Annotated in this window: 10 protein-coding genes; 5 read left to right on the top strand and 5 right to left on the bottom strand. The window is 61.8% G+C overall.

The genetic code is table 11. The features are described from left to right. Positions 1–6: 6 nt before the first annotated feature. From NCR98_RS02010 to recG, 3 genes are all read right to left on the bottom strand, one after another. Positions 7–1,491 carry a catalase gene (locus NCR98_RS02010; RefSeq protein WP_250525388.1) on the bottom strand — a complete coding sequence of 495 codons (1,485 nt, stop codon included), beginning with the start codon at positions 1,489–1,491 and terminating at the stop codon, positions 7–9. A gap of 336 nt (positions 1,492–1,827) precedes the next feature. After that, positions 1,828–2,787 (bottom strand): hydrogen peroxide-inducible genes activator, encoded by a 960-nt coding sequence (locus tag NCR98_RS02005; protein ID WP_244827021.1) that lies wholly within the window; start codon positions 2,785–2,787, stop codon positions 1,828–1,830. Positions 2,788–2,927: 140 nt separating this feature from the next. Further along, positions 2,928–5,345 carry an ATP-dependent DNA helicase RecG gene (gene recG / locus NCR98_RS02000; RefSeq protein ID WP_250525387.1) on the bottom strand — a complete coding sequence of 806 codons (2,418 nt, stop codon included), beginning with the start codon at positions 5,343–5,345 and terminating at the stop codon, positions 2,928–2,930. An 84-nt stretch (positions 5,346–5,429) separates the two neighbouring features. On the opposite strand from recG, the gene queA reads away from it, so the two are divergent. The 5 genes from queA (at position 5,430) to secF (ending at position 11,476) form a co-directional block, all read left to right on the top strand. Then, on the top strand, positions 5,430–6,482 hold the full coding sequence (queA, locus tag NCR98_RS01995; RefSeq protein WP_250525386.1) for a tRNA preQ1(34) S-adenosylmethionine ribosyltransferase-isomerase QueA: 1,053 nt from the start codon (positions 5,430–5,432) through the stop codon (positions 6,480–6,482). A gap of 111 nt (positions 6,483–6,593) precedes the next feature. Further along, positions 6,594–7,754, top strand: coding sequence for a tRNA guanosine(34) transglycosylase Tgt (gene tgt / locus NCR98_RS01990; protein ID WP_250491790.1), 1,161 nt, complete (start codon positions 6,594–6,596; stop codon positions 7,752–7,754). A gap of 222 nt (positions 7,755–7,976) precedes the next feature. Continuing rightward, a complete protein-coding gene (gene yajC / locus NCR98_RS01985) occupies positions 7,977–8,303 on the top strand; it encodes a preprotein translocase subunit YajC (protein ID WP_244827017.1) in 327 nt (108 codons plus the stop codon). Positions 8,304–8,426: 123 nt separating this feature from the next. Next, positions 8,427–10,499, top strand: a complete 2,073-nt coding sequence (gene secD / locus NCR98_RS01980) for a protein translocase subunit SecD (protein WP_244827016.1) — start codon at positions 8,427–8,429, stop codon at positions 10,497–10,499. A gap of 26 nt (positions 10,500–10,525) precedes the next feature. Further along, on the top strand, positions 10,526–11,476 hold the full coding sequence (gene secF, locus NCR98_RS01975; RefSeq protein WP_250463062.1) for a protein translocase subunit SecF: 951 nt from the start codon (positions 10,526–10,528) through the stop codon (positions 11,474–11,476). A gap of 132 nt (positions 11,477–11,608) precedes the next feature. Here secF and NCR98_RS01970 read toward each other — a convergent pair whose 3' ends face one another. Next, positions 11,609–12,127, bottom strand: coding sequence for a YceI family protein (locus NCR98_RS01970; RefSeq protein WP_250525399.1), 519 nt, complete (start codon positions 12,125–12,127; stop codon positions 11,609–11,611). A gap of 124 nt (positions 12,128–12,251) precedes the next feature. Then, positions 12,252–12,815, bottom strand: coding sequence for a YceI family protein (locus NCR98_RS01965; protein ID WP_244827014.1), 564 nt, complete (start codon positions 12,813–12,815; stop codon positions 12,252–12,254). Positions 12,816–12,929 lie beyond the last annotated feature (114 nt).

Below are 12,929 nucleotides of genomic sequence, written 5' to 3'. Positions count from 1 at the left end.
GGCCGATCACGCGGCCGCGGTATCTTCCTCGTCCTGCTTCACGGTTACTTTCTGTCCGAGCTTGATAAGAGCATCTATCACGCCTGCCGCATAAGCCGGGTCCGCGCGGCGGAAGTGTTCGATCTGACGCGCGACGATCTCATCCGGTACGCCGAAGATATGCCGCGCGATATTGCCGAAGAACCGCTCGCGCTGCGCTTCGTCGAAGAGACGGAAAAGCGCGCCTGCCTGGCTGTAGTAGTCGTCGTCCTCACGGTGATCGAAGCGATACACCGTCCCCGCCGCGAGCGGCGGCTCGTTCACGCTCGCGTCCTGCGCGAATTCGCCAAAGCGGTTCGGCTCGTAATTGACGCGCGATCCGAGATTGCCGTCGACGCGCATTCCGCCATCGCGATGAAATGCATTCGCCACCGGCACGCGCGGCGCATTCACCGGAATCTGATGATGATTGATGCCGAGCCGATAGCGCTGCGTGTCGCCATAAGAGAAGAGACGCCCTTGCAGCAAGCGGTCCGGCGAGAAGCCGATGCCCGGCACCACGTTGGCGGGCGTGAACGCGGCCTGCTCGACTTCCGCGAAATAGTTCTGCGCGTTGCGGTTTAATTCGATCACGCCGACATCGATCAGCGGATGGTCCTTGTGCGGCCACACCTTGGTGACATCGAACGGATTGATGCGATAGCGCGCCGCTTCCTCCTCGCTCATCACCTGAATGCGGAAATTCCAGCGCGGAAACTCGCCACGATCGATGTTGTCGACCAGATCGCGCTGCGCGCTTTCCCGATCGTTCGCGATCACGGCGCCGGCTTCGGCATCCGTGTAGTTTTCGAGCGGCTGCTGCGACTTGAAATGGAACTTCACGTAGAAGCGCTCGTTATCGGCGTTGACGAACGAGAACGTGTGCGAGCCGAAGCCATGCATCTGCCGATAATTCTTCGGAATACCGCGATCGCTCATGAGAATCGTCACCTGATGCAGCGATTCTGGATGACGCGACCAGAAATCCCAAGCGGCGACATTGCTGCGCATGTTCGTGTATGGGTCGCGCTTCTGCGTGTGGATGAAGTCGGGGAATTTCAGCGGATCGCGGATGAAGAACACCGGCGTGTTGTTGCCGACCACGTCCCAGTTGCCTTCCTCGGTGTAGAACTTGATGGAGAAGCCGCGCACGTCGCGTTCGGCATCGGCGGCGCCGCGTTCGCCTGCCACCGTCGAGAAGCGCATGAAAATCGGCGTTTCCTTGCCGATCTCCGAGAAAATCTTGGCTTTCGTATAGCGCGAGATGTCGTGCGTGACGCGGAACGTACCGAAGGCGCCCGAACCCTTTGCATGCACGCGGCGCTCGGGAATCACTTCGCGGTCGAAATGCGCGAGTTTTTCGATCAGCCAAAAATCCTGCAAGGTCACGGGACCGCGCGGACCGGCGGTTTGCGAATTCTGATTGTCGCCGACGGGTGCGCCAGCGGCAGTCGTGAGGCGTTCGTTGGTCATCGTGATACTCCTATTTTTGCGTTGGCTTGAGATGAGTGATGCGACGGTTCGCCGAGATTCAGGCGACGCGCGCGAAGTCCGCAAGAACGCGCACGGCGACGTGGCGCAGTTCGTTCCATGATTTGGCGATGGCGGCGTGGCGGTGCATGACGTTCCTCCGTGGGCTTGGCCGGAGTGGCCAAGCGCTGTCGATGGAAGAATCTTATAGAAAACTATCGAAAACAAAAATTTGATTGAATTTATCTATTCGATAGCTGGCAGCGCCACCCTAAATGAAAAAGCCGTGACTTCGATGAAGGCACGGCTTTGCGATGAGACGTCAAGGTTCCGGCGGACTCAGTTCACCGCCACTGGTATATCCAGCTTTCTCACGCCAGGCAAATCACAGGCAGCGATGGCATCGCTGATCGCGTCGATAGCAGGCACGCGCGTGAAGCTCTTGCGCCACGCCAGCACGACGCGCCGGTCCGGGACGGGGTCATCGAACGCGACGTAACTAAGCAGGCCGGAATCGATGCCCGCCGCGTGCGGCTTCACTTCATGCACCGACATACGCGGCAGGACCGTGATGCCGACGCCGCTTGCCACCATATGCCGGATGGTTTCCAGCGACGAGCCTTCGAAGGTCTTCTGAATGCCGTCCGCATTCTGCGAGAAGCGCATCAGCTCCGGACACACGCCGAGAACGTGATCGCGGAAGCAATGGCCGCTGCCGAGCAGCAGCATGGTTTCCTGCTTCAAATCGTCCGGATCGATCTTCGCGCGGTTTTCCCACGCATGACCGGAAGGCATGGCGACGACGAACGGCTCGTCGTACAGCGCGCGCACCATGAGGCCCGTTTCGGGAAACGGCAGCGCCATGATCGCCACATCGATCTCGCCCTGCTTCAGCAGTTCGATCAGCTTGAGCGTGTAGTTTTCCTGGAGCATTAGCGGCATCTGCGGCACCGCCTTGATCATCTGCTTGACGAGCGTCGGCAGCAGATACGGCCCGATCGTATAAATGACGCCCAACCGCAGCGGTCCGACAAGCGGGTCCTTGCCCTGTTTGGCGATTTCCTTGATGGCTAGCGTCTGCTCGAGCACGCGCTGCGCCTGCGTGACGATCTGCTCGCCGATGGGCGTCACGCTGACTTCGCTCGTGCCGCGCTCGAAGATCTGCACGTTGAGTTCGTCTTCGAGCTTCTTGATTGCCACCGACAGCGTCGGCTGGCTGACGAAGCACGCTTCGGCGGCGCGGCCAAAGTGCCGCTCGCGCGCAACCGCAACGATGTACTTCAGTTCAGTGAGCGTCATTGGAGGCCAATGGAATACATTGATTCGATAGGTTTATCTTATACACCCGCCAAGCGCAATTCGACAACTCTCGCGGCTATTGCAAACGCGGCTGTGTATTTAGCAAATAGGGACCGACGACGCCCGCTCAAGTTCATCCATCACGCTTTTAAATACTGTTCGCGCACGCCCAGCCAGCGGGTGAGATGGCGCGTAACGGCGTCCGGGAATGCTTCGAGCATGCGATCCGCAGCCGCGCGCGCGGGTTCGATCAGCCAGCCGTCGTTTTCGAGGCTGGCAAAACGCAGCATCGCCTCACCGGACTGGCGCGCGCCGAGAAACTCGCCGGGACCGCGAATTTCAAGATCGCGGCGGGCGATCTCGAAGCCATCGGTCGTTTCGCGCATCGTTTGCAACCGGGAGCGCGCGGTTTGCGAGAGCGGATTCGCGTACATCAGCACGCACACGGAAGCGGCGCTGCCGCGCCCCACGCGTCCACGCAACTGATGCAGCTGCGCGAGCCCGAAACGCTCCGCATGCTCGATCACCATCAGCGACGCATTCGGCACGTCCACGCCCACTTCGATCACCGTGGTCGCGACCAGCAATTGCACTTCGTTGCGCGAGAAGGCGTCCATGACCGCCGCCTTTTCAGCGGGCGCAAGCCGACCGTGAACCAGCCCGACGCGCAGTTCGGGCAGCGCCGCGACGAGCGTTTCGTAAGTCTCGACGGCGGTTTGCAATTGCAGCGTCTCGCTTTCCTCGATCAACGGACACACCCAATAAACTTGCCGGCCAGTCAGCGCCGCCTCGCGCACGCGGCCGATGATCTCGTCGCGGCGGCTGTCGGAGACGATTCTCGTGAGAATCGGCGTGCGGCCAGGCGGCAGTTCGTCGATGGTCGAGACATCGAGATCGGCATAATAGGTCATGGCGAGCGTTCGGGGAATCGGCGTCGCGGACATCATCAGCTGATGCGGCTGGAAGTCCTTCGCCCCGTTCGATGCTTTCTGCGCCTTCGCCCGCAGCGCAAGCCGCTGCGCGACACCGAAGCGATGCTGCTCATCCACGATCACGAGGCCCAAACGCGCGAACTCGACCGAGTCCTGAATGATCGCGTGCGTGCCGATGACGAGGTGCGCGGTGCCGAGCGCGGCGGCCTCGCTTGCGCTGCGTTTGTCCCGGGCTTTGAGACTGCCGGCGAGCCACGCGACCGACACGCCAAGCGGTTCGAGCCAGCCGCGCAGCTTGCGCGCGTGCTGTTCCGCGAGAATTTCGGTCGGCGCCATGAGCGCGGCCTGATAACCGGCGTCGATGGCCTGCGCCGCCGCGAGCGCCGCGACGATGGTCTTGCCGCTGCCGACATCGCCTTGCAAAAGACGTTGCATCGGATGCGCGAGCGTCAGTTCGTGCGCGATTTCCGCGCTGACGCGCTGCTGCGCGCCGGTCAGCGAAAACGGCAGCGCTTTCAGGAGACGCACGACGAGCGAGGCGGAATCGCCGGCGGCACGGCGCGGCATGGCGGGCGCGGCGCGAGTGCGGCGTTCGGCGTGCGCGCGCTTGAGCGACAACTGCTGCGCGAGCAGTTCCTCGAACTTGATGCGCGTCCACGCCGGATGCGTGCCGTCGATGAGCGCGGTTTCGTCGGAATCCGCGCGCGGATGATGCAGCGTGCGCACCGCGTCGAGCAGGCCGGGCACGTTGAGCGGGGCGAGATGCGCGCGCGCGATCGGCTCGGGCAGCAACTCCGGCAGAAACACGCGGGAGAGCGCGCTGTCGATCGCCTTGCGCAGATACGCCTGCGAGACGCCCGCGGTCGCCGGATAGACGGGCGTGAGCGCTTGCGGCAGCGGCGTGTCGTCATCGACGGGGCGCACGACCGGGTGCACCATCTCCAAGCCGAAAAAGCCGCCGCGCACGTCGCCGCGCACGCGCAGGCGCACGCCGACGGACATCTGCTTGACTTGCGAACCGTAGAAGTTGAGAAAGCGCAGCGTCAGGTCGTCGCCGGCATCGTCGCGAATCTTCACGAGCAATTGCCGCTTCGGCCGATACGCGATCTCGTTATCGAACACGACGCCTTCCGTCTGCGCGATGTCGCCGGGAATGAGTTCGGCGATTGGCGTGAGCGACGTTTCGTCTTCATAGCGCATCGGCAGATGCAAGACGAGGTCGATGTCGGTCTTCAAACCGAGCTTGGCGAGCTTGTCGGCGGGTTTGACGAGCTTGGGCGCGGTTTTGCCGGCGCTAGTCGGACCGGCGTTCCCAGTTTTCGCGGCCGACGCGGGTTGGGCGGCGCGAGTGGAGTGCGCATCCGCCACGCTCGGCTCCTCGAAGGTTTCGGCGGCGCTGTCGAAACCCGCGTCTTGAGCCTTCGCCGCCAAAGCAGTCGGCTGCGAATCACCGTCGTCGAGCGCGGACGCCCGCACCTCGCCTTCCGGCTGGATCGTGCCCGTCATGACCGGCTTCGGCGCTTTCTTCCGCGTGCGCGCGGCCTTCCCTTCGACACGCGCGCCGCTGTCTTCGGCGCTCGGAAACGCTTCGTCGGGAGAAGTCACGCGGCGGTCGGACAAGGGCATCTGCTCTCTTCGCAAGTACAATATGGGGTTTTGGTCGGCGCGCCTGTGCCGCCCTCAAGCAACATCGGGCAACTATCAAACGCCATGTTCACGCTTTCCGATTTCGATTTTAATCTGCCGCCCGAGCTGATCGCGCAGAGTGCGCTCACCGAGCGCAGCGCGAGCCGTCTGCTCGAAGTGGATAATCGCGTTTCGCCGGCCACGCTCATCGACCGGCGTTTCTCCGATCTGCCGAACCGGCTCGACGCCGGCGATCTGCTCGTCTTCAACGATACCAAAGTACTCAAGGCGCGCTTCCTCGGCCAGAAGGCCAGTGGCGGACGCGTAGAAGTGTTGGTAGAGCGTCTGACGGGCGCAACCACCGCGCTTGCGCAGGTTCGCGCGAGCAAGAGTCCCGGGCCGGGCACGACCATTCGCCTCGCCGATGCATTCGATGTCACCGTCGGTGAGCGCGTCGAACCGTTCTATACGCTGCATTTTCCGGCCGAGTGCCTGACGCTCATCGAGCAATACGGGCGCTTGCCGCTTCCGCCGTATATCGAGCACGACCCCGACGCCTACGACGAAACGCGTTATCAGACCGTCTACGCAGCGAATCCCGGCGCGGTGGCGGCGCCGACAGCGGGCCTCCATTTCGACGATGCCCTCTTCGCCCGGCTCGACGCGCGTGGAGTCGAACGCGCCACGCTCACGCTGCACGTCGGCGCGGGCACGTTTCAGCCGGTACGCGTGGACAATATCGCCGAGCACAAGATGCACAGCGAGTGGTACGAGTTGCCGCAGTCGCTCGTCGATAAAATCGCGGCGGTGAAGGCGCGCGGCAATCGCGTGATCGCCGTGGGCACGACGTCCATGCGCGCGCTGGAAGCCGCCGCCCGCGACGCCGCCGAAGCCGGCCGCCCGCTTGCCGCAACGAGCGCCGAGACGGATATCTTCATCACGCCGGGTTACACCTTCCGCGTAGTCGACCGGCTCGTCACCAATTTCCATTTGCCGAAGTCGACGCTCCTGATGCTCGTGTCCGCCTTCGCCGGCATGGACGCGATCCGCGCGGCTTACCAGCACGCCATCGACGAGAAATACCGCTTCTTCAGTTATGGCGATGCCATGCTTTTGACTCGCCATTCCCAAACTTAACCATCTACGCGCCGGACGTATCGACCGAAGCTGACGGCTTGACTTCCATGGCCAGCGACAGCGCTTACCATGGCGACAATCTCTGCGCTCCCCGGCGGCCCAGGAACCACAATGACCGAGAATCACACTCCGCCCGACAACGGCCTCAAGTTCGAACTGCTCGCCACCGACGGACAGGCGCGTCGCGGCCGTCTGACGCTGAATCACGGCGTCGTCGAAACGCCGATCTTCATGCCGGTCGGTACCTACGGCACCGTCAAGGCAATCCAGCCGCGCGAACTCGAAGAGATTCGCGCGCAGATCATCCTCGGCAACACGTTTCATCTTTGGCTGCGTCCGGGTCTCGAGACCATCGGCGCGCATGGCGGGCTGCACAGGTTCATGGGATGGAACCGTCCCATTCTCACGGACTCGGGCGGCTTTCAGGTGTTTTCGCTGGGCGAACTGCGCAAGATCACGGAAGAAGGCGTGACGTTCGCTTCGCCGATCAATGGCGACAAACTCTTTCTCTCGCCCGAAGTGTCGATGCAGATCCAGAAGGTGCTGAATTCAGACATCGTCATGCAGTTCGACGAGTGCACGCCTTACGCCACGAACGGCGTACCGACGACGCACCAGGAAGCCGCCGACTCCATGCGCATGTCCATGCGCTGGGCGAAGCGCTCCATCGACGAGTTCAACGGGCTCGGCAATCCGAACGCGCTGTTCGGCATCGTGCAGGGCGGCATGTTCGAGGACTTGCGCGACGAGTCGCTCGCGGGTCTCTCGGAAATCGGCTTCCATGGGCTCGCCATAGGCGGCCTTTCGGTCGGCGAGCCGAAGGAGGACATGATGCGCGTGCTCGATCACATCGGCCCAAAGCTGCCCGCCGACAAGCCGCATTATTTGATGGGCGTCGGCACGCCGGAAGATCTGGTCGCGGGCGTGGCCGCAGGCGTCGACATGTTCGATTGCGTGATGCCCACGCGCAACGCGCGCAACGGCTGGCTCTTCACGCGCTTCGGCGACCTCAAGATCAAGAACGCGACGCACAAGAACTCGCAAAAGCCGCTCGACGAAAGCTGCGGTTGTTATACGTGCCGCAATTTCACGCGCGCTTATCTGCACCATCTGCATCGCGTGGGGGAAATTCTGGGCGCGCAGCTGAACACCATTCACAACTTGCATTACTACCTGGAACTTATCGGCGAAGTGCGCCAATCGATCGAAACGCACACGTTCGAGGCATTTCGCAAGACGTTCGCGGAGAATCGGGCGCGCGGCGTCGACTAAGGCGGGACGGATATCGTCCGGACAGGCATTACAATCGCCTTTCCGTCGCTCGCAACGGACTCTCGAAAGTCGCGGTAACGGCTTGATGCCAAAGCGCATTCCAGCCATTTGAGGGGCGCGGCGAGTGGTAGAATATCGGGCTAATTTCTGGCCCAGGTTTTCAAACGCATTTGCGAACGTCATTTCGAACGCAATTCTGAACGTATTAACGGAGAGACCAACGTGTCGTTCATTTCCAATGCCTTTGCACAAGGCACCGCCAGCAGCGCGGAATCGAGCCTGATGAGCTTCCTGCCGCTGATCCTGATGTTCGCCGTGTTGTACTTCATCATGATCCGTCCGCAGATGAAGCGTCAGAAAGAACATCGCAACATGCTGTCGGCCATGGCCAAGGGCGATGAAGTCGTCACGAACGGCGGCATCGTCGGCAAGGTCACGAAGGTGTCGGAAGCTTACGTTGGCGTGGAAATCGCCGAAGGCACGGAAATCACCGTGCAGAAGGCTGCCGTCACGACCATTCTCCCGAAGGGCACCATCAAAGCGCTGTAAGGCCACGTTCCTTCGCGTCCGGCGCGGCCTCGCCACCGAGCCACCGGGTCTTCCCATGCGGTTCGCAGCGCATGACGCCGGACGCCCCCTCCCCCGCAGCCAACTTTCCGTTCGGCCATCCCCATGAATCGTTATCCCCTCTGGAAGTATGTCGTGATGCTGGTGGCGCTCGTCATCGGTCTCGTCTACACGCTTCCCAATTTCTTCGGCGAAGCGCCTGCCGTGCAGGTATCGAGCGGCAAGGCAACCGTGAAGCTCGACTCCGCCACGCTTTCGACTGTCGAGAGCGCGCTCGCCGCGGCAAAGATCCAGTCCGACGAAGTCACGTTCGACAACTCGTCGGCGAGTGCGAACATTCGTGTGCGTCTGAAAGACACGGACACGCAATTGCATGCGAAAGACATCATCACGAAGGCGCTGAACAGCGACCCGACCGACCCGCAGTACATCGTCGCGCTGAACCTGCAGAGCGCATCGCCGCGCTGGCTCTCCGCGCTGCATGCATTGCCGATGTACCTCGGTCTCGACTTGCGCGGCGGTGTGCACTTCCTGCTGCAAGTGGACATGGCCGGCGCGCTCAACAAGAAACTCGATTCCGACGCCGCCGACGCGCGCACTTACCTGCGCGACCGCAATATCCGCGATGGCGGCGTGAATCGCGTGGGGCAATCGGTGGTGGTGAATTTCGCCGATGCGGCCGCGGCCGACAACGCGCGCACGTTGCTCACGACGGGCGTCGCCGAATTGCAATGGACCACGCGTCAGGGCGGCGACGGCTACCAGGTGGTCGGCACCTTCACGCCGGGCACGCAGCGCACGGTGGAAGACGGCGCGCTCAAGCAAAACATCACGACGCTGCATAACCGCGTCAACGAACTCGGCGTGGCCGAGCCCGTGATTCAGCAACAGGGTTCGGACCGGATCGTCGTCGAGCTGCCGGGCGTGCAGGACACGGCGAAGGCAAAGGACATCATCGGCCGCACGGCGACGCTCGAAGCACGTCTCGCCGATCCCGTGAACACCTACGGAAACGCAACCGACCCGGTGCCGCCGGGCGACGAAGCGTTCAAGCAGGGCGACCGCACCGTGTTCCTGCGCAAGCAGATCATCTTCACGGGCGACCGCATCATCGACGCGTCCACGGGCTTCGACGATCATCAGCGTCCGTCCGTGAATCTTCGCCTCGACTCGGCCGGCGGCCGCGCGGTGTCGAGCGTGTCGCGCGACAACATCGGCAAGCCGATGGCCATGGTTCTGTTCGAAAAGGGCAAGGGCGAAGTGCTGACGGTCGCGACCATCCAGTCCGAACTCGGCGACCGCTTCCAGATTACCGGCCAGCCGACGCCGCAAGCCGCCACGGATCTCGCGCTGCTCTTGCGCGCCGGTTCACTCGCAGCGCCAATGGACATCATCGAGGAACGAACGGTCGGGCCGAGCCTTGGCGCCGACAACATCAAGAAGGGCTTCGATTCGGTGCAGTACGGTTTTGCCGCGATCGCCATCTTCATGATCGTGTACTACATGCTGTTCGGCCTGATCTCCATGTTGTCGCTGTCGGTCAACCTGCTGCTGCTCGTCGCGATCCTCTCCATGCTGCAGGCCACGCTGACCTTGCCGGGTATCGCGGCTATTGCGCTTGCGCTCGGCATGGCGATCGACGCGAACGTGCTGATCAACGAACGTATCCGCGAAGAACTGCGTAACGGCGCGCCGCCGCAAACGGCGATACAGGAAGGTTTCAAGCACGCCTGGGCGACCATTCTCGACTCGAATGTCACCACGCTGATCGCCGGTCTCGCGCTGCTCGCGTTCGGCTCGGGTCCGGTACGCGGCTTCGCGGTCGTGCACTGTATCGGCATTCTGACCTCGATGTTCTCGGCGGTGTTCTTCTCGCGCGGCCTCGTGAACCTGTGGTACGGCGGCAAGAAGAAGCTGAAGTCGCTGGCTATCGGTCAGGTGTGGCGCCCGGAAGGCGGCAACACCGAAGCTGCGGCGGCCGCGTATCTCGCCGCCCAACGCGGTGACGATTCGCCCGTCGACGAAATCATCAAGACGGCGAAAGGCAAGACCAAGACGGCTGTTCCCGTCGCGGCGCCGCGTGCTCAGGTTCAGACGCCTGCGCGCGGCGGCAAGCCGAGCGTGCGCCGCCGTTCTGGTCCTGGCATCGATGAGGAAAAACCGGGTTCGCCCCGCTGATTGACTGAACCCCGGAGAAACGAAACATGGAATTCTTCCGCATTCGCCGCGACTTGCCGTTGATGCAGCGCGCGTTGATCTTCAACGCGATCTCGCTCATCACGTTCCTCGCGGCTGTTTTTTTCCTCGTGCATCGAGGCCTGCATCTGTCGGTGGAGTTCACGGGCGGAACGGTCATCGAGGTGCAGTATCCGCAAGCCGTGCCGCTCGAACCCGTGCGCGGCACCATGGCCAGGCTCGGTTACGCCGATGCGCAAGTGCAGAACTTCGGCACATCGCGCGACGTGCTCATCCGTTTGCCGATCAAGCAAGGCCTCACGTCGGCGCAGCAGAGCGATCAGGTGATCACCGCGCTCAAGGTCAACGACCCGCAAGTCACACTGCAACGTGTCGAGTTCGTCGGGCCCCAGGTGGGCAAGGAACTCGTGACCAACGGGCTGTTGGCGCTGGCTTGCGTGGTGATCGGCATCGTGATCTATCTGTCGTTCCGCTTCGAGTGGAAGTATGCGGTGGCGGGCGTTATCGCCAACTTGCACGACGTGGTGATCATTCTCGGCTTCTTCGCTTACTTCCAGTGGGAGTTCTCGCTGTCCGTGCTGGCGGCGATTCTCGCGGTGCTCGGCTATTCGGTGAACGAGTCGGTGGTTATCTTCGACCGGATTCGTGAAACCTTCCGCAAGCAGCGCAAGATGACGGTGATCGAGGTCATCAACCACGCGATCACGAGCACGATGTCGCGAACCATCATCACTCACGGCTGTACGGAAATGATGGTGCTCTCGATGTTCTTCTTCGGCGGTCCGACGCTGCATTACTTCGCGCTGGCGCTGACGGTGGGTATTCTGTTCGGTATCTACTCGTCGGTGTTCGTGGCTGCCGCGCTCGCGATGTGGCTGGGCGTGAAGCGCGAAGATCTCGTCAAGGACAAGAAGGACAGGTTCGATCCGAACGATCCGAACGCGGGCGCTCAGGTTTAAGGCGCGTCGTAACGATGGACAAGCAAAGGGCCGGTCTTCGAAAGGAGACCGGCCCTTTGCATTTGGCGCGGGCGCAAAAAAACCGCCTCACGTACAGCACGCGAGGCGGTTTCATCCCACACTCGATGAAACTTACTGCTTCACCCCTTCGGCCTGGATATGCAGCGTCGTCTTCAGGCTGAAGCCGTACGACTTGCCGTAGTCCATGCCGAAGTCGCCGCGATCGAACGTCGCCGACGCTTCCGTGCCGCACACTTCCTTCTTCATCATCGGATTGACGAAGCACTTGAAGGTGTCGAGCTTCAGGTTGAGCGGCTTGGTCACGCCGTGCATGGTCAGCGTGCCGATGACTTCAACCGGCGTGTCGCCGTCGAAGCGGATCGACGTGCCCTTGTACACCGCGGTCGGGTACTTGGCGACATCGAAAAATTCGGCTTTTTGCAGATGCTCGTCGAGCTTCGCGTTGCCGGTGTTGATCGATGCAATGTCGATCGTCACTTCAGCCGTGCCGGTCTTCGCCGCGCGATCGAGCACGACGGTGCCGCTGCTCTTGTTGAACTTGCCGCGCCACGTGGACACGCCGCCGAAGTGATCGGATTCGAAGCTCGGATACGTGTGGTTCGGATCGAGCTGGTAGGTGTCAGCGGCCATTGCGCTGAACGAAAGGCTTGCTGCAAGCGCGCCTGCGGCGAAAACGGAAAGTTTGTTCAAGTGCTTCTCCTGGTTGAATCGTTGCGATGCAATGAGTTGGCTTTGATTTGCTTGAGTCGGCCGCTTACTTCTTCGCGGCGACGATATGAAACTTGATGACGACATCGTCGGCGACCACCGACGTGTCTTTCCATTCACCCGTTCCAATGTCGAACTGGTTGCGCTTGATCGGCAGCGAGCCGTCGAACGTTTCCGTTGCGCCCTGCTGCGTGATGGTCACGGGCACCGTGACCGTCTGCGACTTGCCCTTGATGGTGATTTTGCCCGTCACCTTGTATTGATTGCCGCCCGCCGGCGCAATGGCGCTCGAAACGAACGTGGCGGTCGGATAGGTCGCGGCATCGAACCATTCCTTGCCGCGCACCTGCTTGTTGTAGTCGTCGTCGCCGAGATCGTAGCTGCCGGTATCGATCGTGATATTCGCGCTGCCGGCGGCGGGCTTGGCCGGATCGAACGAAATCTGCGCCGTGAACTTGTTGAACTTGCCGTCCGTGGGCACGTTCATCTGCTTCGATGTCGCGGTCACGCTGCTCTTGCTCACGTCCACTTGCGCATGTGCGCCGATGGCGAGCGCAAGCGAGCTCGCCGATACGGCGGCCAGCATCCAACGATTGAGTTTCACTTTCATGTGTACCTTTTCCTGATCGGGTCCGACGAACATCCGGTATTGGAAATCAAAAGAATGCTGGAAAAAACAGCAGGCGGGAAACGCCTTGCCAACGCACAGGAAACAATCGCATCG

It is taken from the genome of Caballeronia sp. GAWG2-1, from assembly GCF_023631405.1.
Taxonomy (GTDB): domain Bacteria; phylum Pseudomonadota; class Gammaproteobacteria; order Burkholderiales; family Burkholderiaceae; genus Caballeronia.
The sequence above is the reverse complement of the archived record's forward strand: the minus strand, read 5'-3'. Positions and strand labels throughout refer to the sequence as shown.